At 44.2% G+C, this 23618-nt stretch carries 24 protein-coding genes; 21 read left to right on the top strand and 3 right to left on the bottom strand.

What is annotated here, in order from left to right; genetic code table 11:
• Positions 1-18 precede the first annotated feature (18 nt).
• Positions 19-153: a YqzM family protein gene (locus tag ACSVDE_RS10110; RefSeq protein ID WP_439300773.1), complete on the bottom strand. Its 135-nt coding sequence runs from the start codon at positions 151-153 to the stop codon at positions 19-21.
• Between the two features lie 345 nt (positions 154-498).
• Between ACSVDE_RS10110 and holA the strand changes: the two genes are divergently transcribed.
• On the top strand, positions 499-1533 hold the full coding sequence (gene holA / locus ACSVDE_RS10105; protein ID WP_439300772.1) for a DNA polymerase III subunit delta: 1035 nt from the start codon (positions 499-501) through the stop codon (positions 1531-1533).
• 224 nt (positions 1534-1757) lie between these two features.
• On the opposite strand, the gene rpsT is transcribed toward holA, so the two are convergent.
• Positions 1758-2024, bottom strand: a complete 267-nt coding sequence (gene rpsT / locus ACSVDE_RS10100; protein ID WP_226546533.1) for a 30S ribosomal protein S20 — start codon at positions 2022-2024, stop codon at positions 1758-1760.
• A gap of 220 nt (positions 2025-2244) precedes the next feature.
• Here rpsT and gpr point away from each other — a divergent pair, with 220 nt between their 5' ends.
• The 12 genes from gpr to deoC all read left to right on the top strand — a co-directional run bounded on the left by gpr (position 2245) and on the right by deoC (position 15955).
• Entirely contained in the window at positions 2245-3354 is a 1110-nt protein-coding gene (gene gpr, locus ACSVDE_RS10095) for a GPR endopeptidase (protein ID WP_439300771.1), read from the top strand.
• Positions 3355-3432: 78 nt separating this feature from the next.
• Complete coding sequence (locus ACSVDE_RS10090; RefSeq protein ID WP_439300770.1) at positions 3433-3786, top strand: DUF3679 domain-containing protein; 354 nt, start codon at positions 3433-3435, stop codon at positions 3784-3786.
• Between the two features lie 185 nt (positions 3787-3971).
• Positions 3972-5798 carry a translation elongation factor 4 gene (gene lepA / locus ACSVDE_RS10085; protein ID WP_439300769.1) on the top strand — a complete coding sequence of 609 codons (1827 nt, stop codon included), beginning with the start codon at positions 3972-3974 and terminating at the stop codon, positions 5796-5798.
• Between the two features lie 90 nt (positions 5799-5888).
• A complete protein-coding gene (hemW, locus tag ACSVDE_RS10080; RefSeq protein WP_439301978.1) occupies positions 5889-7028 on the top strand; it encodes a radical SAM family heme chaperone HemW in 1140 nt (379 codons plus the stop codon).
• Between the two features lie 90 nt (positions 7029-7118).
• Positions 7119-8153 (top strand): heat-inducible transcriptional repressor HrcA, encoded by a 1035-nt coding sequence (hrcA, locus tag ACSVDE_RS10075; protein WP_439300768.1) that lies wholly within the window; start codon positions 7119-7121, stop codon positions 8151-8153.
• 239 nt (positions 8154-8392) lie between these two features.
• Positions 8393-8956: a nucleotide exchange factor GrpE gene (gene grpE, locus ACSVDE_RS10070; protein WP_439300767.1), complete on the top strand. Its 564-nt coding sequence runs from the start codon at positions 8393-8395 to the stop codon at positions 8954-8956.
• A gap of 39 nt (positions 8957-8995) precedes the next feature.
• Entirely contained in the window at positions 8996-10828 is a 1833-nt protein-coding gene (gene dnaK, locus ACSVDE_RS10065) for a molecular chaperone DnaK (RefSeq protein WP_439300766.1), read from the top strand.
• Positions 10829-11023: 195 nt separating this feature from the next.
• Positions 11024-12133 (top strand): molecular chaperone DnaJ, encoded by a 1110-nt coding sequence (gene dnaJ / locus ACSVDE_RS10060; RefSeq protein ID WP_439300765.1) that lies wholly within the window; start codon positions 11024-11026, stop codon positions 12131-12133.
• 40 nt (positions 12134-12173) lie between these two features.
• Positions 12174-13127, top strand: a complete 954-nt coding sequence (prmA, locus tag ACSVDE_RS10055; RefSeq protein WP_439300764.1) for a 50S ribosomal protein L11 methyltransferase — start codon at positions 12174-12176, stop codon at positions 13125-13127.
• Positions 13127-13882: a 16S rRNA (uracil(1498)-N(3))-methyltransferase gene (locus tag ACSVDE_RS10050; protein ID WP_439300763.1), complete on the top strand. Its 756-nt coding sequence runs from the start codon at positions 13127-13129 to the stop codon at positions 13880-13882. Before prmA ends, ACSVDE_RS10050 begins: the two co-directional genes overlap by 1 nt.
• 6 nt (positions 13883-13888) lie before the next feature.
• A complete protein-coding gene (gene mtaB / locus ACSVDE_RS10045) occupies positions 13889-15241 on the top strand; it encodes a tRNA (N(6)-L-threonylcarbamoyladenosine(37)-C(2))-methylthiotransferase MtaB (protein WP_439300762.1) in 1353 nt (450 codons plus the stop codon).
• Positions 15242-15289: 48 nt separating this feature from the next.
• Complete coding sequence (deoC, locus tag ACSVDE_RS10040; protein ID WP_439300761.1) at positions 15290-15955, top strand: deoxyribose-phosphate aldolase; 666 nt, start codon at positions 15290-15292, stop codon at positions 15953-15955.
• 273 nt (positions 15956-16228) lie between these two features.
• On the opposite strand, the gene ACSVDE_RS10035 is transcribed toward deoC, so the two are convergent.
• Complete coding sequence (locus ACSVDE_RS10035; protein WP_439301977.1) at positions 16229-17158, bottom strand: Na/Pi symporter; 930 nt, start codon at positions 17156-17158, stop codon at positions 16229-16231.
• Positions 17159-17327: 169 nt separating this feature from the next.
• Between ACSVDE_RS10035 and rpsU the strand changes: the two genes are divergently transcribed.
• The 8 genes from rpsU (at position 17328) to ACSVDE_RS09995 (ending at position 23580) form a co-directional block, all read left to right on the top strand.
• Positions 17328-17504, top strand: a complete 177-nt coding sequence (gene rpsU, locus ACSVDE_RS10030; RefSeq protein ID WP_221565661.1) for a 30S ribosomal protein S21 — start codon at positions 17328-17330, stop codon at positions 17502-17504.
• Positions 17505-17519: 15 nt separating this feature from the next.
• Complete coding sequence (locus ACSVDE_RS10025) at positions 17520-17963, top strand: GatB/YqeY domain-containing protein (RefSeq protein WP_439300760.1); 444 nt, start codon at positions 17520-17522, stop codon at positions 17961-17963.
• Positions 17964-18128: 165 nt separating this feature from the next.
• Positions 18129-19469, top strand: a complete 1341-nt coding sequence (locus ACSVDE_RS10020; protein WP_439300759.1) for an NfeD family protein — start codon at positions 18129-18131, stop codon at positions 19467-19469.
• Between the two features lie 16 nt (positions 19470-19485).
• Positions 19486-20493, top strand: a complete 1008-nt coding sequence (gene floA / locus ACSVDE_RS10015; RefSeq protein WP_226546517.1) for a flotillin-like protein FloA — start codon at positions 19486-19488, stop codon at positions 20491-20493.
• Positions 20493-21002 (top strand): hypothetical protein, encoded by a 510-nt coding sequence (locus ACSVDE_RS10010; protein ID WP_439300758.1) that lies wholly within the window; start codon positions 20493-20495, stop codon positions 21000-21002. The genes floA and ACSVDE_RS10010 overlap by 1 nt, the downstream gene beginning before the upstream one ends.
• A 122-nt stretch (positions 21003-21124) precedes the next feature.
• Positions 21125-21409, top strand: coding sequence for a sporulation protein YqfC (gene yqfC, locus ACSVDE_RS10005; RefSeq protein WP_439300757.1), 285 nt, complete (start codon positions 21125-21127; stop codon positions 21407-21409).
• A gap of 20 nt (positions 21410-21429) precedes the next feature.
• Positions 21430-22611 (top strand): sporulation protein YqfD, encoded by a 1182-nt coding sequence (yqfD, locus tag ACSVDE_RS10000; RefSeq protein WP_439300756.1) that lies wholly within the window; start codon positions 21430-21432, stop codon positions 22609-22611.
• 6 nt (positions 22612-22617) lie between these two features.
• Positions 22618-23580 (top strand): PhoH family protein, encoded by a 963-nt coding sequence (locus ACSVDE_RS09995; RefSeq protein ID WP_439300755.1) that lies wholly within the window; start codon positions 22618-22620, stop codon positions 23578-23580.
• Positions 23581-23618 lie beyond the last annotated feature (38 nt).

Here is a 23618-nt window from a genome sequence, read left to right as displayed (position 1 = left end):
CTTATATGGGGTGGCTGATTACATTGCTACAGCTTTAATCACTACACCGATAAAGAAAATGATCGTAAAGAACAAAAACGAAAATACGAAACCAAGACCGGATTCAATTGCATCGTTGGATTTCGCCTGAACATCTTTTTCAAATTCATTCATTTCCGCAACCCTCCTGTTTCAACTCAAGTATACGGTATTCGTTTGAAAAAATCCATATTTGTATTTTAAACGATTCCGTGAAACTTATGACTAGATGTCATTTCCATATTATCTAAAAAGTAGCCCATATTGCTAAGAGTTGACACCTATAGTTTCATCCTGCATAGGATAACATAACAATAAGCTTACGGGGAAGAGTGTTATCGTTGGCAGTGAAGCTTCCCGGGTCTTGACTGCCAGCGTTCATATAAATGGAGGTTTAACTTTTGAAGTTGAGCCTCCTTTTACCCTGTACGTCCGCAATTTTATCATATATGCTATTGGTATGACAGTGAGGTGGTAAAATTGTCGATCAATGCACTTGCAAAAAAGCTGAAGAATGGTTCATATGCTTCGCTTTATTTATTATATGGAAAAGAAAAATACATATTGGAGTTTTCCCAAAAAATGATCGTACAAGCTGTACTGGATGAAAGTACAGCTGATTTTAATCTTTCTTCATATGATATGGAAGAACAGACGATTGATGCAGCATTGGAAGACGCTGAAACACTTCCGTTCATGGGTGATCATCGTGTGGTCGTCATCCAGAATCCATACTTTTTGACAGGGGCTAAGACGAAATCCAAGGTCGAGCATGATTTGAAACGATTGGAATCCTATCTTCAAGATCCTGCCGAACAAGCGGTCGTCATATTCGTTGCACCTTATGAAAAGTTGGATGAACGGAAGAAAATCGTAAAGGCGTTGAAAAAGCACGGTGAGGTCATTCAAGCGGATAAGATGAATGTTCAGCTGCAAAAAGAATGGATCAACCATGCAGCAAAGGAAGCGGAAGTCGAAATCACTGATGAAGCGGCAGAGCGGCTCATCCAATTGCAAGGTGAAAACCTGGCATTATTGATCAGCGAAGTGAACAAAATGGCGCTCAATGTTGGTGAAAACGGGGTCATTGAACCTTCGACCGTGGATGAGCTCATTTCAAGGTCTTTGGAGAACAATGTTTTTACAATGGTTGAGCATGTGGCCAACCGTAGGATCGATGCGGCTCTCCGGATATGCTATGATCTGCTAAAACAAAATGAAGAACCGATCAAGTTGATGGCTCTGCTTGCTCGACAGTTCCGGATCATCCTGCAGGTGAAGCAATTGGGCTCACAAGGATTCTCGGAGAAAAAGATGGCTTCGGTTCTATCATTGCATCCTTATGCCGTTAAAATTGCAGCCAAACAAGGGAAGTCTTTTTCAGAAGAAGAACTGAAGGACTTGTTGATAAGGGCTGCAGACGCCGACTTTGAAATGAAGACAGGTCAACGGGACAAACAGCTCTCACTCGAACTCTTCATGACGGGCATCGTCAAACAGAAGCAACTGAATTAACGTTAAAAAGAGCTTGGATCAGGAATTGATCTTAAGCTCTTTTTTTATGACCCAGAAAGACCCAACAGACCTCTTTAACGTCCTCAATATTGTAAGTATCACGATTTTGGGGGCGCAAGATGGCTTCTAACGCCCCCCCCTTATCGGGATTTCCACATTTTCAAGGAAGTTAAAGACAAAATAAAAAACGACCTTATGCCAGGTCGTTTAAAACATTGATATCATTAAGCGCTAAGCTCGTTAAGTTGCTTTGCAAGGCTAGATTTCTTTCTAGCTGCAGCATTCTTGTGAAGGATGCCTTTACCTGCAGCTTTGTCAAGCTTTTTGGTTGCAACCAAGAATGCTTCTTTCGCACCTTCAACATCTTTGTTTTCTACTTTTGTTTCAAAGTTTTTAACAGCAGTACGCATTGCTGATTTGTATGATGCATTAACTGCACGACGCTTGTCGTTTGTTTTAACTCGTTTGATAGCGGATTTAATGTTAGCCAATTCCGTTCACCTCCTTGAAATGCAACCGAAATTGCGGAAAATACAACACAAAGTATTCTATCATTCGGACCGCATAAATGCAATCTCTTTTCGCTAAACATCAACCAATTCCATTTCAACACTAGAGGTATAATCCCCTTCAAATAACCCAAGAATGAAAAGAGAATAACACGGTCATCATAAGTGAAAATGCGACTATGAATCTGAGGTGAACCCGATTATGGAAAAAGATCTCGAACTGGAACAATACAGTGTAAGGACAGACTTAGCGATTGAAGCAAATGAAATGATCACGAAAGAGCAAGAAGAACAGTCCAAGAGTACGATTGATGGTGTCATCGTCAAAGAACGTGAATTGGATGGCATCAAGTTGACAAGAGTTGAAATTGAAGAGGCTGGGTCGAAAGCAACTGGAAAAAAACCAGGCATCTATTTGACGATGGAAATGCAAGGAATACGGCAACAGGATACGGCTCTTCAACAGCGGGTTCAGGACGTTTTTTCCCATGAGTTCAATCATTTCCTGAAAGAACTGAATATCCCGAAGGAAGCTAGCTGTCTGGTGGTGGGACTTGGAAACATCAATGTCACGCCAGATGCGCTCGGACCGATTACATGTGAAAACTTGCTCGTCACAAAGCATTTGTTTGAGCTGGCTCCAGAGAATGTTGAAGAAGGATTCAGACCAGTCAGTGCGATTGCTCCTGGAGTCATGGGGACGACGGGGATTGAAACGAGTGACATCATTGTCGGTGTTATTGAAAAATCGAAGCCTGATTTCGTCATTGCAGTTGATTCACTTGCGTCAAGAGCTGTCCAACGTGTGAATACGACCATCCAAATTTCAGATACCGGTATACATCCTGGATCCGGAGTCGGGAACAAACGAAAAGAACTCAGCAAAGACACGCTTGGGATTCCTGTCATCGCAATCGGCGTTCCGACTGTCGTTGATGCTGTGACGATTACGAGTGACACGATCGATTATATTTTGAAGCATTTCGGACGGGAAATGCGTGAAAAAGACGATCCTTCAAAAGCGTTGACTCCAGCAGGAATGACTTTCGGAGAAAAACGTGAGTTGAAGGATGAGGATCTTCCGGATGAAGAAAATCGCAAAGCTTATCTTGGCTTGATTGGAACGCTCGAGGAACAACAAAAACGGCAATTGATCGGTGAAGTGTTAGCGCCGCTCGGCCATAATCTGATGGTTACGCCGAAAGAGGTCGATGTGTTCATTGAGGATATGGCAAACGTCATCGCTGGGGGATTGAATGCCGCATTACACGGGCAGGTCGATCAACAGAACAGTGGTTCATACACACATTAAGTTCTAATCGTGGAACCTGATGCATAGGCTTGTACCAAAATAGGTTTATAACGTTTGATATAAATAGGAGGAAGTTCGATGATTCGATTCTTCTTTAAATGTTCAATACTCATATCCGTTTTGTTGTTCGGAATTCTGATCGGTATGCAGCAAGTCGGAGTTCAGATGGATCATATGAAAGGGACGGAAGGCAACAAGGCACTTGAATGGAAGGTAGACGACAAAGGCGCAGTGGAAGCAGAAGTCCTCGGAAAGCAAATCACAAGTCATGATATCGAGGAAAAACAAAAGCAGTTAGAGGATGTTGAAGCGTTCAACCTCTTCTCGAAATTGGGATCGTTGCTTTCAAGTTTGATCAAGGATATTCTGACGTTGTTCATGGAAATCATCGGGACGATTTTGACCAAGATTCTATACTTTTTGTTTTCTTAGATAAATGAGTGATACTTTGAAAAGGATGGGTCCGCATGTTCAGCGCTCATCCTTTTTTCGTGTTGTTCGATAGGGCACTTTCATAACAACCAGTTCCTTACTCTTCAGAGAAAGAATTGAATAAAGTGTGTGCTATTGCTATAATCAATGCTAGCTTAGTTGTACGACCTTTAGGAGTGAAGAGAATGAGCAAAAATGATAAGTTGGAACGTCAAAAAAGAATACGGAACTTTTCGATCATCGCCCATATTGACCATGGGAAATCGACTTTAGCTGACCGTATCTTGGAAAAGACGAGTGCTCTGACACAGAGAGAAATGAAAGAGCAAATGCTCGATGCCATGGATCTAGAACGTGAACGTGGTATTACAATTAAATTGAATGCAGTTCAGTTGACCTATAAAGCAAGAGATGGAGAAGAATACATATTCCATCTGATTGATACACCGGGACACGTCGACTTCTCATATGAAGTTTCCCGAAGTTTAGCCGCTTGTGAAGGGGCTCTTTTGATTGTAGACGCAGCCCAAGGGATTGAAGCCCAAACATTGGCGAACGTCTATCTTGCGCTTGAGAATGATCTTGAAATCATTCCGGTCATTAATAAAATTGACCTACCTAGCGCAGAACCTGAACGCGTACGTAAAGAGATAGAAGATGTCATCGGTCTGGATGCATCCGATGCAGTTCTGGCTTCTGCAAAAGCTGGAATAGGAATTGAAGACATCCTTGAACAAGTTGTCGAAAAAGTGCCTGCACCTCAAGGGGATCCAGAAGGACCGTTGAAGGCATTGATCTTTGACTCCCTTTACGATAGCTATCGTGGTGTCGTAGCGTACATTCAGATTAAAGAAGGTACGGTCAAAGTCGGGGATAAAATCAAAATGATGGCGACTGGTAAAGAATTTGAAGTCAATGAAATCGGCGTATTCACACCAAAGCCTGTCATGAAAGATGAACTGACGGTCGGAGACGTAGGTTTCTTGACGGCTTCCATCAAGAACGTTGGAGATTCCCGCGTCGGTGATACGATCACTCATGCTAAAAGAGGGGCGGATACACCGCTGCCAGGTTATCGTCGTATGAATCCGATGGTATTCTGTGGGCTGTATCCAGTGGACTCAAACAACTACAACGACTTGCGTGAAGCGCTTGAGCGTCTAGAGTTGAATGACTCTTCCTTACAATATGAACCGGAAACTTCACAAGCACTCGGATTCGGTTTCCGCTGTGGATTCCTTGGGCTATTGCACATGGAAATCATCCAGGAACGTATCGAGCGTGAATTCGGAATCGATCTAATTACGACTGCACCAAGCGTTATCTACAATGTTCATTTGACGAATGGAGAAACGCTCGTTGTCGATAACCCGTCTAATATGCCCGACCCACAAACGGTCGATCATGTGGAAGAGCCTTACGTGAAAGCTTCAATCATGACACCAAACGACTACGTCGGTCCAGTTATGGAAATCTGTCAGAAGAAACGTGGAAACTTCATTACGATGGAATACTTGGATGATATCCGAGTAAATGTCATCTATGAAATCCCTCTATCGGAAATCGTCTATGATTTCTTCGACCAGTTGAAATCAAGTACGAAAGGGTACGCATCCCTCGATTATGAGTTGATCGGATACCGTACATCTAATCTAGTGAAGATGGATATTCTCTTGAATGGTGAGAAGATCGATGCTCTATCTGTCATCGTCCACCGTGAATTCGCTTACGATCGTGGTAAAGCGGTCGTTGAAAAACTGCGCGAACTCATTCCACGTCACCAATTCGAAATTCCTGTCCAGGCAGCGATCGGACAGAAAATCGTTGCGAGAACGAATATCCGTGCATTGCGTAAGAACGTACTTGCAAAATGTTACGGTGGAGACATTTCTCGTAAGCGTAAGCTTCTAGAGAAGCAAAAAGAAGGTAAGAAACGAATGAAGACTGTAGGGAACGTAGAAGTTCCTCAGGAAGCGTTCATGTCCGTACTACGTATGGATTCGGACGACTAAATACAAACTGGTTAAGAGACTGGCGATTCGTTTACAAGAGCCAGTCTTCTTTTTACGATTGAACAATACATTGAAAGTGTGATTGACATGGTGAAAGCCGCATATATTCACATCCCTTTTTGCGAACAAATCTGCCATTATTGCGATTTTAATAAATTCCTCCTCCAAGGACAGCCGGTTGACGAATACCTGGATGTTATGGACCTTGAGATGAAACGACTCGTCCAATCCGCTGACCAGGAACCGATCGAGACGATTTACATCGGTGGAGGGACACCGACGGCTCTTAACGAGGAACAACTCGAGAGAATGATAGAAAGTGTCAAAGCGAACCTGCAACCGATTCATCCAGATGTTGAATTCACAGTTGAAGCGAACCCTTCTGTAACGGATCGGAATAAGCTTACCGTATTGAAAGAAGCGGGAGTGAACCGGCTGAGTATCGGTGTGCAGGCATTCCAGGATACGCTGTTGACCGCTCTCAATCGTAATCACCGACAAGCGGATGTGTGGAAAATGATTGCCGAAGCTCAATCGATCGGATTTGAGAACATTTCCATCGACCTCATGTTCGGGCTGCCTGGTCAGACGTTGGACATGTTCAAGCAATCCGTCCATCATGCCCTTGAATTGGACGTGCCACATATATCAGCGTACTCGCTACAGGTGGAAAAGCAGACCGTCTTTTACATCCGGGATCAAAAAGGTCAGTTGACTTTACCGGGGGAAGAACAAGAATCAGAGATGTTCGAATACCTGATCAGCACATTGAGAGAAAACGGCTATACACAGTATGAAATCAGCAATTTCGGTAAGCCTGGATATGAAAGCCACCACAACCTCGTCTATTGGAAAAACGATGAATACTACGGGATTGGTGCTGGTGCTCATGGTTATCTCGCTAACCATCGATACGAGAATGTGAAGCCACTTCCGCATTACATTAGAAAAATCAAAGATGGAGAGCTTCCTCAACGACTTTCCAACGAGTTGACTGAAAAAGAACAAATGGAAGAAGAAGTGTTTCTCGGTCTCCGTAAAATGTCGGGTGTGGATAAGAAGGTTTTCCTAGAAAGATATAACGTCCAGATCGATGAGATTTTCGCTGCTCAAATTGAGAAACTTGTAGCGGAAGGATTACTGATCAATGACGCGGAATCCCTTCGGTTGACCCAAAAAGGTGTCTTTCTCGGCAACGAAGTTTTCCAGGAATTCATCGGTGTGATTTAAAATATTGACAAACTAAATTCCAATTTGGTAATTTATAAAGTAGAATTAGCACTCAAACAGATAGAGTGCTAACAAAGGGGATGAGAATTGATGTTAACAGATCGTCAGCTGTTAATTCTCCAGATACTTATAGATGAGTATATCCAAAACGCAGAGCCCCTGGGATCTCGTAGTATATCGAAAAGACAGGACATCACGTTCAGTTCTGCAACGATTCGTAACGAACTTGCAGACCTTGAAGACATGGGGTTCATAGAGAAAACCCATAGTTCATCAGGACGTATTCCATCAGAGAAAGGGTATCGGTTCTATGTCGATAACCTGCTTTCACCTGTCCAACTTCAACACCATGATATGGCGAAGATCCAATCCCTTTTCCATGAAAAGATGTATGAATTGGAACTGCTGATCGAACATTCAGCGAATCTTTTGTCTGAAATAACGAATTACACGTCCATCATACTCGGACCTGAAGTGTATGAAACGAAGCTGAAGCATCTACAAATCGTTCCGATTTCAAAAGGGACGGCGATCTTTGTATTGATTACGGATACCGGGCATGTTGAAAAGTATACAGTCGACCTGCCAGAAGAGATGGATGCTGCAGATATCGAACGGACAGTGAATATCCTGAATGATCGCTTGAAAGGTGTTCCTTTTTCACATTTAAAATTAAAACTACATCAAGAAGTTCAAGGCCTATTGAAGACCCACACTGAAAATTATAAGCAGACGCTTGATTTCTTGGCTCAATTATTTCAAACTGGGAAGTCGGACAAAGTGTATTATGGTGGTAAAACCAACATCTTGAACCAACCTGAATTCCAGGATGTCAATAAGGTGAAGGACCTCTATAATGCGATCGAAAAGCAAGACCTCGTCCAACAGCTTTTACATCAAGATGGTACATCGGGTATCAAAGTGAAAATCGGAGCTGAAAACCCGATCCAGGAAATGAAGAACTGCAGCTTGATCACCGCCAGTTATTCGATTGGTGGTCAACATATGGGGACCCTTGCAATTCTTGGTCCTACAAGGATGGAGTATCCACGGGTCATCGGGTTACTCGACTTGTTATCAAAAGATTTGACGAAGGTCCTGACACAGCGGTATTATTCAAACTGATAATGGAAATACCTTTTAGAGTGGGAGAAGGTCTCTCCCTTCTTTTCATGTACTAATACTAATGAAATCACTCCCTTTCCGCGGGCGAACCGCAAGCCTCCTCGCTCACCAGCCATATGGCTGGTGAGCTGTGGGGTCTCGCCTGGCTCGCTATTCCCGCAGGAGTGTCGTGATTTCACTTGTAAAAATTGAAACATAAACCAACTATAAAATTTTATTAGGTCAGGGAGGTGAATGAAGTGGAAGAGAATAAGCAACAACATGAGGAAGCAGTTGAAGAGAAGCAAGAGACTGTTGAAGATCAGACTGAGGAAAAGGCTGAAGATTCAACGGAGGCAACTGGTAACGAAGAAATGGACCGGGTGACTGAACTTGAACAGGAACTCGATGAGATAAAAGGTCGTCTTCTCCGTACACAGGCTGATTATGATAATTTCCGACGCCGCACTCGTGAGGAGAAAGAGGCTGCTGCGAAATATCGAGCACAAGGGATTGTGGAAGGATTACTCCCTGTCATCGATAACTTCGAGCGTGCGCTCCAAACGGAAGTGAGTGATCAAAATGAATCACTTTTACAAGGTATGAAAATGGTGTACAACCAACTGATTGATGCCTTGAAAAACGAGGGTGTTGAGGAAGTTGAAGCGGTAGGAGCTGCATTCGATCCGCATCAACATCAAGCTGTCATGCAAGTACAGGAAGAAGAGTACGAAGACAATACGGTGGTTGAAGTCTTACAAAAAGGCTACAAACTGAAGGACCGTGTCATCCGACCAGCAATGGTCAAAGTGAACTCAAAATAAAAGTCAATGGACTACATATTTAAATAGGAGGTATATGTCATGAGTAAAGTAATTGGTATTGACTTAGGGACAACAAACTCTTGTGTCGCAGTAATGGAAGGTGGAGAAGCGACCGTCATTCCGAATCCGGAAGGTAACCGTACGACGCCATCCGTCGTTTCATTCAAAGACGGCGAGCGTCAAGTTGGGGAAGTAGCGAAGCGCCAAGCTGTTACAAACAAAAATACAATCATGTCCATCAAGCGACACATGGGCACAGACTACAAAGTAGAAGCAGAAGGTAAGGAGTATACTCCACAAGAGGTTTCTGCGATCATCCTACAAAAATTGAAGTCTGATGCAGAAGCTTACCTTGGTGAAAAAGTGACGAAAGCTGTCATCACAGTTCCTGCTTACTTCAACGACTCTCAGCGTCAAGCAACTAAGGACGCAGGTAAAATTGCAGGGCTTGAAGTTGAGCGTATCGTCAACGAGCCGACTGCAGCTGCACTTGCTTACGGACTAGAAAAAGAAGAAGATCAAACGATTCTTGTATATGACCTAGGTGGAGGAACATTCGACGTATCCATCCTTGAACTTGGAGATGGATTCTTTGAAGTTAAAGCAACATCTGGAGACAACGAGCTTGGTGGAGATGACTTCGACCAAAAAATCATCGACTACCTTGTAAGTGAATTCAAAAAAGAGAACGGAATCGACCTTTCTCAAGACAAAATGGCATTACAACGTTTGAAAGACGCAGCTGAGAAAGCGAAGAAAGATCTTTCTGGCGTTACGCAAACTCAAATCTCCCTACCGTTCATCACAGCAGATGCTTCTGGACCGAAGCACCTTGAGTTGAACTTGACTCGTGCGAAGTTCGAGGAAATGGCTTCAGACTTGGTTGAGCGTACAATGGGACCTACTCGTCAAGCAATGAAAGATGCAGGACTAACACCAGCAGAAGTTGATAAAATCGTACTTGTCGGTGGATCTACACGTATCCCAGCTGTACAAGAGGCAATCAAGAAAGTAACGGGTAAAGATCCGCATAAAGGTGTTAACCCTGACGAAGTTGTTGCACTTGGTGCAGCCGTTCAAGCAGGTGTCTTGACTGGTGACGTTAAAGACGTTGTCCTTCTAGACGTAACACCACTCTCACTAGGAATTGAAACAATGGGTGGCGTTAATACAAAGCTTATTGAACGAAACACAACGATCCCTACAAGTAAGTCTCAAGTCTTCTCTACGGCAGCTGATAACCAGCCATCCGTCGACATCCACGTCCTTCAAGGTGAACGTGAAATGGCAGCAGACAACAAGACACTTGGTCGTTTCCAATTGACGGATATCCCGCCAGCACCACGTGGTGTGCCTCAAATCGAAGTTTCTTTCGATATTGATGCGAACGGTATCGTTAACGTTAAGGCGAAAGACCTTGGAACAAACAAGGAACAATCCATCACGATCACATCTTCATCTGGTCTTTCTGATGAAGACATCGAGAAAATGGTTAAAGATGCAGAAGAGAATGCTGAAGCGGACAAGAAACGCCGTGAAGAAGTCGACCTTCGTAACGAAGCTGACCAACTCGTCTTCACGACTGAAAAGACGTTGAAAGACCTTGAAGGTAACGTAGACGAAGCAGAAGTGACGAAAGCGAACGAAGCGAAAGACAAAGTCAAGTCTGCATTGGAAGGCGAAGATCTTGAAGCGATCCGTACGGCAAAAGATGAGCTACAACAAGTCGTTCAAGAACTTTCTACAAAGCTTTATGAGCAAGCGGCACAAGCGCAACAAGCTCAACAAGAAGGCGGAGAAGAAAAGAAAGCAGACGACGATGTCGTAGATGCTGAATACGAAGAAATGAACGATGATAACGAGAAGAAGTAATACGGAAAGATAGGGAAAAGTCAAAGTCAGTCTTCTAGGCTTTGACTTTTTTCCGCTTTTGATGAATACGAGAAAAGCTTGGCGATGCCAAGTTTTCCGTATGTTATGGATTAGTAAATTTCCCGCAATATGTTGCGGATTTCTTGAAATTAGTGATATGATAATCGTTATGTAAAAGAACCGGGAGTGAGTGTCTTGAGTAAGCGAGATTATTATGAAGTCTTAGGCGTAGACAAGAACGCTTCGACCGATGAGGTTAAGAAAGCTTATCGAAAACTCGCGAGAAAATACCATCCGGACGTCAACAAAGAAACGGATGCAGAAGAAAAATTCAAAGAAGTAAAAGAAGCTTATGATGTCTTGAGTGACCCACAAAAGAAATCACATTATGATCAATTCGGTCATTCGGATCCAAACCAAGGATTCGGAGCTGGCGGTGCTGATTTCGGTGGTTTCGGTGATATATTCGACATGTTCTTCGGTGGCGGAGGCCGTCGTAATCCGAACGCACCTCGTCAAGGTGCCGATCTCCAATACACGATGACCTTGAAATTTGAAGAAGCGGTCTTCGGTAAAGAAACCGACATTCAGATTCCGAGAGAAGAAGAATGTGAGACTTGTTTCGGGTCTGGTGCTAAACCTGGAACGAAACCTGAAACGTGTTCACACTGTGGAGGAAGCGGTCAGCTCAACGTTGAACAGAATACTCCATTCGGACGTGTCGTGAACCGTCGTGTCTGTCACCATTGTAGTGGTACAGGGAAATTCATCAAAGACAAGTGCAACACGTGTGCTGGAAAAGGGAAAGTTCGCAAGCAGAAAACCATCCATGTGAAGATTCCTGCTGGTATCGATCATGGCCAACAGATTCGTGTAGCAGGTAAAGGAGAAGGTGGCGAAAACGGAGGACCTCCAGGAGATCTCTATGTCGTCGTACGTGTAGCTCCACACGAATTCTACAGCCGAGAAGGCGACGATATCTACGTAGATATGCCACTTACTTTTACACAAGTATCACTTGGAGATGAAATCGAAGTGCCGACGTTACATGGAAAAGTAAAGCTGAAGATTCCTGCTGGTACACAGTCCGGAACAAGCTTCCGTCTCCGTGGCAAAGGCGTTCAAAACGTACGAGGTTATGGACAGGGTGATCAGCATGTGAAAGTGAAGGTCGTCACACCTAAAAACCTTAGCGAACGTCAAAAGGCATTACTTCGTGAATTTGCTGAGTTGAGCGGTGAATCCGTTGATGAACAGCATGGGAATTTGTTCAGTAAGGTGAAAAGAGCTTTTAAAGGCGAATAAGCCCATCGGGTGAAAAATGGAAAGGAAGATGGTAGATCTCATGAAATGGTCTGAAATTAGTATTCTAACGACGCAGGAAGCAATTGAACCGATTTCAAATATCTTGCACGAATCTGGAGCGAGCGGTGTCGTCATTGAAGATCCGCAAGACCTGGTTAAAGTATGGGATACATCCATGGGCGAGATCTACCAGCTTAATCCTGATGACTATCCGGATGAAGGTGTCGTCGTCAAGGCTTATTTGCCCGTTAACAGCTTTTTGGGTGAAACGGTAGAAGAAATCAAGGAAGCGATCAATGGTCTGCTTTTGTATGATATCGATTTGGGTCATAACCGAATCACAATCAGTGAAATCCATGAAGAAGAATGGGCGACAGCCTGGAAAAAGTATTATAAACCCGTCAAAATTTCCGAACGCATTACAATCATACCGACCTGGGAAGAGTATGAGAAGGTCAGTACGGATGAACTGATCATTGAACTCGATCCGGGTATGGCGTTCGGCACAGGTACCCACCCGACGACGGTCATGTGTATCCAGGCGCTCGAGAAATCTTTGACCCCAGGTGATGAAGTGATTGATGTCGGCACAGGCTCCGGTGTGCTGAGCATTGCAGCAGCTAAGCTCGGTGCAAGTACAGTCACAGCGATGGACTTGGACGAAATCGCTGTAAAAAGTGCACGTCTGAACATCAAGCTCAACAAATGCCAGGAACAGGTCAATGTAAAACAGAACAACTTGCTCGATAACATCGAAGGACAATATGATTTGATCGTCGCGAACATTTTGGCAGAGATCATTATGCGATTTGATGATCAAGCATTCGAGCATTTGAAACCAGGTGGCAAGTTCATCGTATCTGGAATCATAAAAGGAAAGAAAGATGAAGTGAAGCAATCGCTTATGAATCATGGTTTCGAAATTCAAGAAACACTATTGATGGAAGATTGGGTCGCATTCATTGCAAAGAAACCGGAACAGGTGATGGCTTAATGCAACGGTACTTCGTGACACCTGAGCAAATGACGGATTCAATCGTCACGATCTCAGGCGACGATGTAAAGCACATAGCTAAAGTGATGCGGATGTCTCCAGGCGATCAAGTCATTTGCAGCGATAATCGAGAGCGGGTAGCAACGTGTGAAATCGCAGACATCCAAGAATCGTCCATAGAACTTTCAATCATTGAATGGTTGGAGAATGACACGGAACTGCCAATTCCTGTAACGATTGCACAAGGGCTCCCAAAGCATGATAAACTAGAAATGATTGTCCAAAAAGGAACGGAACTTGGTGCAAATGGATTCCTCCCTTTTCAAGCGTTCCGGTCGATTGTAAAATGGGATGCAAAGAAGTCCAAGAAAAAGACGGAGCGACTTCAAAAAATCATCAAAGAAGCTGCAGAACAATCTCATCGTAATCGAATGCCTGATTGCTTTGAACCTGTAACTTTCAAGGAATTGATTTCACATAGTGAGGCGTATACGATCAAAGTCGTTGCGTATGAGGAAGATGCGAAACAGAATGAATCAGCCAACCTGGCAAAGGTATTGCAATCTGCTGATATCCACACTGATCGGATGTTGGTCGTCGTAGGACCGGAAGGCGGTCTGTCGGAAGATGAAGTCGATGCATTGCAAGAAGCTGGTTTCATTACCTGTGGGTTAGGCCCACGCATTCTTCGAACCGAAACAGCCCCTTTATACTTACTAACTGCTGTTTCTTATCAACTAGAATTATTGAGGTGACCAAATATGCCTTCAGTAGCGTTTCATACGTTAGGTTGTAAAGTGAACCATTATGAAACTGAAGCGATCTGGCAGTTGTTCCAGAGCAATGGATATGAGCGTACCGATTTTGAAAAACGGTCGGATGTTTATGTCATCAATACTTGTACAGTTACGAATACTGGTGATAAGAAAAGTCGCCAGGTTATTCGGCGTGCCATCCGTAAAAACCCGGATGCAGTCATTTGTGTAACCGGTTGTTACGCACAGACTTCACCTGCTGAAGTCATGGCGATCCCTGGAGTCGATGTTGTCGTCGGAACGCAGGACCGTGTAAAAATGCTCGATTATATCGAGCAATACAAGCGTGAACGCCAACCGATCAATGGTGTCGGAAACATCATGAAAGCTCGTGTTTACGAAGAGCTTGAAGTTCCTGCTTTTACAGATCGTACCCGTGCATCTCTTAAGATACAGGAAGGATGCAACAATTTCTGTACGTTTTGCATCATTCCGTGGGCGAGAGGTTTATTACGCTCGAGAAAGCCTGAGCATGTCATCGAACAAGCTCAGCAGCTGGTTGATGCAGGCTACCAGGAGATCGTCCTGACCGGAATCCATACAGCCGGTTACGGTGAAGATATGAAGGATTATAACTTCGCTCAATTGCTATCCGATTTGGATGCGCAAGTGAAAGGTTTGAAACGCCTTCGTATTTCATCCATCGAAGCGAGCCAGGTGACTGATGAGGTCATCGAGGTGTTGGATCGATCAGATAAAGTCGTTCCTCATCTCCACATACCACTTCAATCCGGTTCGAATAGTGTGTTGAAACGCATGCGACGAAAGTATAGTATGGAAATGTTCGCTGATCGCCTGAACAAGCTGAAAGAAGCCCTTCCTGGACTTGCGATTACGTCAGACGTGATTGTCGGCTTCCCAGGTGAAACGGAAGAAGAGTTCATGGAAACATATAACTTCATCAAGGAGCATAAGTTTTCCGAGCTGCATGTCTTCCCATTCAGTAGACGGACGGGAACGCCAGCAGCAACAATGGAAGACCAAGTGCCTGAAGATGTGAAAAATGAACGTGTCCATCGATTGATCGAGCTTTCCAATCAATTGGCGAAGGAATACGCTTCGGACTATGAAGGAGAGGTGCTGGAAATCATTCCGGAAGAGTTGGACAAGGATCATCCGGAAGAGAGCATGCTACTCGGCTATACAGCTAACTACATGAAGGTCCGGATTCCTGGTACAGAGGACTTGATTGGTAAACTCGTTCGAGTAAAGATAACGAAAGCAGGATACCCTGTTAACGAAGGACAATTCGTCAGAGTAATGGATGTTGATCAAGCGGAAGCTTCCGCTACAGCATAATGCATACATCTTAGATTAAACCAAAACAACAACAGAGGAGATGCTAATATGAACATCGCAAAAATGATTGACCACACAGCTTTAAAACCAGATATGAACAAAGAGGATATCGTCAAACTTTGTGAAGAAGCGAAAGAATATAACTTCATGTCCGTTTGTGTTAACCCGACTTGGGTGACAACTTCTTATGAACTTTTGAAAGATACAGACGTGAAAGTTTGTACAGTCATCGGATTTCCATTGGGCGCTTCTACGCCTGAAACAAAAGCATTCGAAACGAAGGATGCAATTGAAAAAGGTGCAACAGAAGTCGACATGGTCATCAACATCGGCGCTTTGAAGAGCAAAGACTATGACCTGGTTGAAAAAGACATCAAAGCAGTTGTAGATGCTGCAAAAGGTAAAGCTCTTACAAAAGTAATCATTGAAACTTGCCTTCTGACAGACGAAGAAAAGAAGCAAGCTTGTGAACTATCTGTAAAAGCTGGTGCAGACTTCGTGAAGACTTCTACTGGTTTCTCCACAGGAGGAGCAACAGTTGAAGACGTAGCCTTGATGCGTAAGGTTGTAGGACCTGAAATCGGTGTCAAAGCAAGCGGAGGCGTACGTGGACCTGAATCCGCTCAAGCTATGATCGATGCAGGAGCTACACGAATCGGAGCAAGCTCTGGAATCTCAATCGTCAAAGGCGAAACATCAAACGCTGATTATTAATCGGTAAAAAAAATGACCGCGACAAAGTGTCGTGGTCATTTTTTTGTTATTAAGGAGCTCATTCTATCCTCCATTTCGGGATTGAGCAATTTTGAGGGATAGAAAGCCCCTCTTTCTGTCCTCCATTTAGGAGTTGAGCAAATTTGAGGGATAGAAAGCCCCTCTTTCTATCCTCCATTTCGGGATTGAGCAATTTTAAAGGATAGAAAGGTCTTCTTTCTATCCTCCATTTATGGATTCAGCTATTTTAGCGGAATGAAAAAACGTAGTTGGTCAAATCGCCCTGTAACCATGAATCCTCGCGATCCACGAGGCTAACAAGCCTGCACAAGGTAATAAGAGCAAGGAAGAGATCACGTTAAACAGGACGCTGGCGTGAGCGATCTGAACATCAGGCAGTTGGGTGAGGAGCATTACGACTTCCGAAAACCCACTCAAAAAAGGCAGGAATAAAACCACCCCGATAATATTGATCCAAACGTGGGCAAAGGCGACGAGCTTCGCTTCCTTCGAAGTTCCGATACAAGCGATCAATGCAGTGACACAGGTTCCGATATTCGCACCAAGCAGTATCGCAATGCCAGATGTCAGGGTCAGGATGTTCTCATTCATGAGTGGCATGATGATTGCGGTCGTAGCTGTACTCGATTGGATGACGGCGGTCATCGTCGTCCCGAGACCCAGGCTCATCCACACATGTTCATCTGTAAGGTGCAGGAAATTTTTCACCCATTTCAAGTCGGTAATCGGACCTGACAAAGTTTCAAATCCATTCATCGCAATAAACATACAGCCCAGCCCGAAAAGAGTGGATCCAAGGCAAAATGACCAGCCCTTCGGAATGAAAATGAGCACGACACCTATGATGATGAAGGGGAGGATCAAATGGGTGATGTCCATCGTGATGATTTCCGTCGTCACCGTCGTTCCGATGTTGGCACCTAAAATGATGCCGATCGATTGTCTGAAACTCATGATCCCTGCGGCTACAAGGCCGATCACAATGACCATGACGGCTGAGCTGCTTTGCATGATTGCGGTAATGAGGATGCCGGCGAGAAAACTTTTCCATGTCGTATCGGTATATTTCAAAAGCCAATTCTTCAGCTTTTGTTGTGAAGCAGCACTCAATCCTATTCGCATCACCGTCATCCCGAATATGAAAATGGTCAGGAAAACGGCGAATAATGAGAAGATTTGCATCAACGTCATCACCACCTAGTCTATTTTATGGACGAGATGTTTTGGACATGACGAAATAATTACCCGAATAAAGTTGACGAAAAAAAGTGGCATATATTATAATGTTTTAAGATATGGTTTTCGCTCCTTTTCTATATTTTTTGAAAGGAGCTTGGAGGGAGGGAAATATATGTCCATTAGAACTAGTGTTCGTAAGAACGAATCTATAGAAGATGCACTTCGTCGTTTCAAGCGCAACGTTTCTAAAGAAGGAACATTGGCAGAGGTACGTAAGCGTAAGCATTACGAAAAGCCTAGCGTCAAGCGTAAGAAGAAGTCTGAAGCTGCTCGTAAGCGTAAGTACTAAGAGAGGGTGTTCTAATTGAGTCTTCTTGACCGTTTGAATCACGATATGAAACAAGCGATGAGAAACAAAGACAAGCAACGACTGACGGTCATTCGTATGGTGAAGGCCTCTCTTCAGAACGAGTCGATCAAGTTAGGACACGAATTGAACGAAGAAGAGGAATTGACGGTTCTTTCACGTGAAGTTAAACAGCGGAAAGACTCCCTCCAGGAATTCGACAAAGCTGGTCGTGATGATCTAGTCGAAAACTTACGTCAAGAGATTGAAATACTTCAAGAGTATCTCCCAGAACAACTATCTGAGGAAGAAGTCGACCAGATTGTAAAGGAGACCATCCAACAAGTTGGTGCTACTTCCAAACAAGATATGGGGAAAGTGATGGGAGCCATCATGCCGAAAGTAAAAGGTAAGGCTGATGGCGGTCTCGTGAACCGTTTAGTTCAACAGAACTTATCGTAATACTCATAATGAAACGCCTTGCACATTGCAAGGCGTTTTTTTAATGTCGGGTTGATTTAAATTCATCGGATTTATCATCCCTCGAGTATTTTCCCTTCAAAAGAGTGAAACCTATCTGTATAGTTATCCGTAGAGAGTAGTAAGTTCATAAAGGGGGTGGGTATTATGAAGAAAATAAAGAAATCAATTAAAATTACTTTCTACCTGCTATTAATACTAGTTCCTCTCTTATCTGTATCAATCAGTCCTTCGAATGCGGCTGAAGGCAAAGGGGTCGTTTATTTCGCTCCGGTCGAAGATGCCGTGGAACGTGGACTGGAGAAATTCCTTGAGCGATCGATCGAAACGGCTGAAGAAAACGGTGCAGATTACCTGGTTCTTGAAATAAATACACCAGGAGGCCTCGTACAGGCGGCCAACAACATTGCTAAAATCATGCGGGAGTCAGATGTTCCGATCATTGCCTACGTGACGAAGCATGCACTGTCTGCGGGTGCATACATTGCGTTGAATGCGGACCAGATCGTCATGAAGCCTTCGACGACAATGGGCGCAGCAGCCGTCATTGACCAACAAGGGAATACAGCTGGAAAGAAAGCTGAATCGGCATGGCTTGCGGACATGAGAGCCTCGGCAGAACTACATAACCGAGATCCGAAATATGCCTTGGCGATGGCGGATGAGGATATCGTTCTTGAAGATCTGGGTGTCGGGAAAGGGGAACTTCTTACATTGGATGCTTCCCAGGCCAAAAAAGTCGGATATGCAGAAGCAATCATCGATAGTCGTAATGATTTGCTGGACTATTTGGAGCTTCCGGATGCAGAAATCCGGAACATTGAAGTTTCATTTGCTGAAACGATTGCCCGATATGTCACACATCCTGTCGTCGTTCCAATCTTACTTTCGATTGGAAGTATCGGACTCGTGCTTGAGCTTTATTCACCAGGGTTCGGTATTCCAGGCATTCTTGGACTCAGCGCATTATTGCTCTTCTTTTTCGGACACATGATTGCGGGACTTGCAGGCTGGGAATCACTCATCCTGTTCGTTGTAGGAATCGGATTGATCATAGCGGAGGTATTCGTCCCGGGAGGCATACTCGGGATCGGTGGGATACTCTCGGTGCTGATTGGTATCGTCCTAGCCGGAGGATCCATTGCCAACATCTTGTTTTCCATCCTGATTGCAATCGTGGCGACAATCGTTGTATCGATCTTATTCCTGAAATATTTTGGATACAACGGTCCATTAAAGAAAATCATATTATTTGATTCCACCTCAAATGAAAAAGGCTATATTTCAAGTGTCACGAAATCTGAATTGGTCGGACAGACTGGGACGACGTTGACACCACTTCGACCATCTGGAACAGCCATCATCGGAGAAGAAAGATATGACGTTGTCACAGAAGGAAACTATATCGGGAGCAGTCGACCGATAAAAATCGTCAAAACAGAAGGTTCTCGTATCATCGTTCGAGAAATAAAAGAAGAAGAAAATTAAGGGGGCAAATATCCAAATGGATCAAAATGTATTATTCATGGTCATTTTAATCGGGGCAATCGTCATCGCCCTTGCAGTCTTATTCACATTTGTACCAGTCGCGCTATGGATTTCAGCGCTTGCAGCTGGAGTAAGAGTCAGTATCTTTACACTGATCGGAATGCGCTTGAGACGTGTTATTCCATCACGCGTCATCAATCCATTGATCAAGGCAGTAAAAGCAGGTCTTGAATTGAGCACAAACCAACTGGAGAGTCACTACCTCGCTGGTGGTAACGTAGACCGAGTCGTGAACGCATTGATTGCGGCGCACCGTGCAAACATCGAATTGAGCTTCGAGCGTTGTGCAGCGATTGACTTGGCTGGACGTGACGTTCTTGAAGCCGTTCAAATGAGTGTTAACCCTAAGGTCATTGAAACGCCGTTCATCGCCGGTGTTGCGATGGATGGAATTGAAGTAAAAGCGAAAGCACGTATCACAGTTCGTGCGAACATCGAACGACTTGTCGGGGGTGCTGGTGAAGATACTGTCATCGCTCGTGTCGGTGAGGGAATCGTATCCACGATCGGTTCTTCAGACAATCATAAAAAAGTATTGGAAAATCCTGATCTGATTTCTCAAACTGTACTGACAAAAGGTCTTGATGCAGGTACAGCATTTGAAATTCTCTCGATCGATATTGCGGACGTAGACATCGGCAAGAACATCGGTGCCGAGCTTCAAACAGAACAAGCGGAAGCGGATAAGAATATCGCTCAAGCGAAAGCCGAAGAGCGTCGTGCAATGGCAGTAGCACAAGAGCAAGAAATGAAAGCCCGCGTCGAAGAAATGCGCGCGAAAGTTGTGGAAGCCGAAGCGGAAGTACCTATGGCGATGGCAGAAGCATTGCGTTCTGGTAATATCGGTGTCATGGATTACATGAACTATAACAACGTCAAAGCAGACACAGACATGAGAGGTTCGATCGGTAAGGCGACTGACCCTAAGGATGAGGATGACTCTTCAGGAGGAGGCACTTACTAGTGCTAGAAGCGATCATTGAACTACTGATGCAAAACATCTTTTTCGTGATTTTGATCATCGGTGGTATTTACAGCTTTTTCAAACGTCAGATCGAGCAACAAAAAGAAGAACAACAGAGAGGTCGTCCTCGTCCGAATCAACAGCAACCGAACACATCGAGAGCAGAGACGATGTCGATGCCGAAGGAGGAGCCAGTTCGACCGAGTAGACCGGAAAGACCACGCTCTGAACGGATCAAAAAGGTTGAAAATAACCTCCAGGAGATGTATGAAGCAAAACGGTTGGAGTTGCAGGACGCTTTCCAGGGCAGTAGTGAACAAGTGCCTGCAGAAGAACCTGTTAGAAAGCGAGCTAAAGCTCGAAAAGAAGTGATTTATAAAGAAAGACCAAAAAACAAAATCATTCCGGATCCAGACAATGTCGCCCAGGGAGTCATTTGGGCAGAAATCCTCGGTCCACCTCGGTCGAGGAAACCACATCATCTGGCTTCACGTTTCAACCGGAGATAAGATAAGTATCAAAAGCTGTGTACGCAAAGTGCACAGCTTTTTTCATTTCATAAAACCTGTAAAAAGTCATTGTGATAGTTTAAGCCCCTCTTTCATAAATTGAGATGAGAGGGGGTTCGTTTATGGCGCGATTGAGACAGAAATTCAAACGATGGATGACCAATACATTAGAATTACCAGCAGATGTCGTCATGGACCTACCAAGAATAACGATGATCGGACACCTGCACATCTATATCGAGAATCATCGTGGTGTGAAAGCCTTCTCCAACGAAGAGCTCCGATTGATTTTAGAGCAAGGAGAACTACTCATTACAGGTAAAGAATTCGTTTTGAAAACGATTCTTCCTGAAGAGATTTTGCTCGAAGGGAAAATTTCAGATGTGAAGTACATAGATATTTCGTGATTTTTGGGAGGGGAGTAACCATGACGAAAATTTGGACAAAGTATCTGCGCGGTACAGTCAAAATCACGGTTGAAGGTCAGCATGCAGAACAATTTCTCAATTATTGCTTGAACAATAACATACAGATTTGGGAAGTGAGTCGGAAAGAACACCTTGTGCTGCATATGTATACGGATGATGCCCTCAAGATTCGGGTCCCACTCAGGCAGATCGGGTGCAAATTCAAAGTGATGACAAGGCGGGGCGCACCGTTCATCGCCAAGCGAATGATATCCCGCAGTGGGTTCGTGGCAGGGCTAGGGATATTCCTGGTCCTCGTGTTCCTATTGTCCAACATGGTGTGGAACATCGAGGTGACAGGAGCTGACCCGAAAACAGAGCATCATTTAAGGAAAGTTGTCAATGAGATGGGTATTAAGAGAGGAAAGCTGCTCTTCCGGCTGCCTGATCCGAGAGAAATACAATATTTAGCTACTGAAAAAATGGACGAGGTCACTTGGATTGGAGTCACACTTGAAGGAACGACCTTTCACTTTAAAGTTGTCCAAAAAGAACTACCGGAAAAAATAGAATCGTTAGGACCGCAAAACTTGATCGCAAAAAAGAAAGCGTTCGTAACGAATATGTTCGTGGAGCAAGGTCAAGTGAAGGTGGAACGGAATCAACTTGTCCAGAAAGGTGAATTATTAGTATCCGGTAACATTGGTAAAGATAAGAATGTACGAACGGTCGCTGCCAAAGGGAAAGTGTTCGGTGAAGTGTGGTACCGGACAGATGTGAGTGTCCCCTTGAAAACCACCTTCAACACGTTAACCGGAAATCACAATGATAAACATTATGTATCTCTTTTTGGCTGGAACGTGCCTGTCTGGGGTTTCGGTAACGTGGATTATAAAGAATTTGAAGTGATGGAAGATGTGAAAACCTTCCGGATGTTGAAATGGGAGCTTCCGATCGCCTATATCAAGAAAGGCATTCACGAATCAGAAAGTGTGTCGAGGGAATATACTCCTAAAAAAGCGGTTGAGATCGCCAAACAAATGGCGGATGAAGAAATGGAAAGCCACCTTGAAGAAGACGCGTCGATCAAGAGCGGAAAAATTTTGCACCATGCGATTGACAATGGTAAAGTAAACGTATCGATGTACTATAAAGTGATTGAGAATATTGCTGAAGAACAACCTATAGTTGGAGGAGATTGAGCCATATTGTCTGAACGCTTGAATCTAAAGAACCTACAAATAGAAAATCCTGCAGAAGGAATTGCTCTTTTTGGTCCGAATGACTCTCATTTGACAACGATTGAGCAGACTCTGGATGTTGATATCGTCACTCGTGGCGGCGGTGTCGCAGTAACGGGAGATGAAGAGACTGCACAGCTTGTCGAAGATGTGCTGAACGCCCTTCTCTCATTGATCCGTAAAGGTATGACGATTTCCGATCGGGACGTCATTTATGCCATTCAACTAGCGAACGAAGGCATTCTTGACGAATTGGATCAGCTTTTTGAAGAAGAGATTACGAGTACTGCCAAAGGTAAACCGATTCGTGCAAAGACGCTAGGTCAGCGTCATTACGTGAATGCCATCAAAAAGAATGATCTCGTGTTCGGAATCGGTCCTGCTGGTACCGGTAAGACATACCTCGCTGTGGTGATGGCTGTAAAAGCGATGAAGGAAGGGAAAGTAAGGCGAATCATCCTGACACGTCCAGCAGTAGAGGCAGGCGAAAGTCTCGGGTTCTTGCCTGGGGACTTGAAGGAAAAAGTCGATCCTTACTTGAGACCACTGTATGATGCTTTACATGACCTTTTCGGTGTAGAACACACTGAACGGCTTATTGAACGTGGTACGATCGAGATTGCACCACTCGCTTATATGAGAGGGCGTACACTCGATGAAGCTTTCGTTCTGCTCGATGAAGCTCAGAATACGACACCTGAGCAGATGAAGATGTTTTTGACGCGACTTGGCTTCGGGTCAAAAATGATCATTACTGGGGACATTACACAGGTCGATCTTCCTCGAGGCAAAGCATCCGGCTTGCGCGTGGCTCAGAAGATTCTCAAAGATATACAGGGCGTAAGAATCATGCATATGCAACAATCCGATGTGGTTCGACATCCACTCGTCCAAAAGATCATCAGTGCTTATGAAGTGAACGAAGAATAAGGATAAAAGCTGATCTGTAGTGTTCTTTTCTATACAGG

The organism is Pseudalkalibacillus sp. Hm43 (assembly GCF_051842935.1).
Classification (GTDB): domain Bacteria; phylum Bacillota; class Bacilli; order Bacillales; family Fictibacillaceae; genus Pseudalkalibacillus.
Note: the sequence above shows the minus strand (reverse complement) of the source record. Positions and strands in the feature narration are given on the sequence as shown.